The 1,462-nt window shown below is 41.9% G+C and carries 1 protein-coding gene and 3 pseudogenes; 2 read left to right on the top strand and 2 right to left on the bottom strand.

The window, feature by feature from the left end; translation table 11 throughout:
• Window positions 1-358: 358 nt before the first annotated feature.
• Complete coding sequence (locus K0778_RS25990) at window positions 359-541, top strand: hypothetical protein (RefSeq protein ID WP_000282126.1); 183 nt, start codon at window positions 359-361, stop codon at window positions 539-541.
• Between the two features lie 228 nt (window positions 542-769).
• Here the strand turns inward: K0778_RS25990 and K0778_RS25995 are convergent.
• Window positions 770-844: pseudogene (locus tag K0778_RS25995) on the bottom strand (IS66 family insertion sequence element accessory protein TnpB); the annotation flags it as partial.
• Window positions 841-1,253 (bottom strand): annotated as a pseudogene (locus tag K0778_RS26000) (transposase). The pseudogenes K0778_RS25995 and K0778_RS26000, both read right to left, overlap by 4 nt.
• Window positions 1,254-1,343: 90 nt before the next feature.
• Here K0778_RS26000 and K0778_RS26005 point away from each other — a divergent pair.
• Window positions 1,344-1,462: pseudogene (locus K0778_RS26005) on the top strand (IS30 family transposase); the annotation flags it as partial.

Raw genomic sequence — 1,462 nt, forward strand, 5'->3', positions numbered from 1 at the left:
TTGCCTCAATGGCATCAGACGGATTCATACATGTATTCCCGGTGAAAAAAGACAAAACCCCGCGCACCGGAAAGGTGGCGGGGGATTCACGGAGATAATATCTGTCTGAAATTATTTAGGATGCAGGTATCTTCAGATAATCGCACCTCCAGAATTTTATTCTTAATAGTTGAATAGTGGTATTTGGTTTCCCTGAGAGAATATAAAGGTGAATCATGCTGTATTGAGTTTGATTCTATTTGTACTGAGACAGGTATCTTCATGATTATAATCAAAAGTCGGGTGGATTGGTCTGGCGCTCATTATTTTTTCGAATAAACTCACTAATTATTGTAACAATCCCAAAGGAGATGATTTTATGTATAATTGTGGTGAATCATATTCAGAATACGACATATCATTATCTGACGATGAAAACTATAACGATGACTATTATCGTGAACGCCCGTGCCCGGGAGAAGTTTTCGGCTATGATAATACTGAGGATAATGATGAGGCGGCATCTGATTATGCATTAAAAATAAATGAAAACTCTGATTAAGACGGGGGTAACTGATAATAAGACAATCAATGACAGATATTAATGAATAAACATAATCAGGCGCTCAATACTTGATTTAATCTGGGCGCCTGATTAAAATCCGAGGTGACATATAATAATTTTCATCAAAATAGTATTTATGTACTAACTAAGCAGGATTTAAACCTCTATTTCTGGGCATTTGTTATCACTTAATCCATTACTGCTCCTCCTTCAGCATATGTCGTATCCGTTGAAGGATTTACGCATATCGGTAATGCCGGCACCCAGCCAGATGCGGGTACCTGACGGGAGTGAGATCATTGTCCCCTCCCGCTCAGTTCACGGAGCAACACTGTGAGCAGATCTGGTGAAGGATTTTCCAGCGTCATGTTACCGTGACGGAACTCCACCTTGCAGGAGCTGGCACTGACAGTAGTCTGGGTGGATAAAGACGGAGTAAGAGCAGCCACCGGTTCTTGCGGCTCATCCGGCGTTATCTCCACAGGTAATAATTCAACGCCAGTGTCAGAAGAGGTTGTTACCGGAAGACGCCGCGATATACGCCCTTCGTTTTGCCAAAGTCTGAGCCATTTGAAAATAACATTATCATTGACGCCATTTTCTCGAGCAATCTGGGCCACACAAGCACCGGGTTGTGATGCCAGTCAATCATACGAAGTTTGAATTCATTCGAATACTTTTTAGAGGTTCTTTTCGCCAGTCCTGTAATTCCATACTTAGATGTCCGTCTGTGTCAGATGGGCGTCTAAGTTACCAATTCTTGTCTAATGGCTACATACGGCGGTCGGTTTACGCTTACCTTGTTCTGGAAAAGCTGGAGATGAAATGGTCTCCAGAGCAAATATCAGGATGGTTAAGGCGAACAAAACCACGTCAAAAAACGCTGCGAATATCACCTGAGACAATTTATAAAACGCT

Source organism: Escherichia sp. XD33, from assembly GCF_019375075.1.
Taxonomy (GTDB): domain Bacteria; phylum Pseudomonadota; class Gammaproteobacteria; order Enterobacterales; family Enterobacteriaceae; genus Enterobacter; species Enterobacter flexneri_A.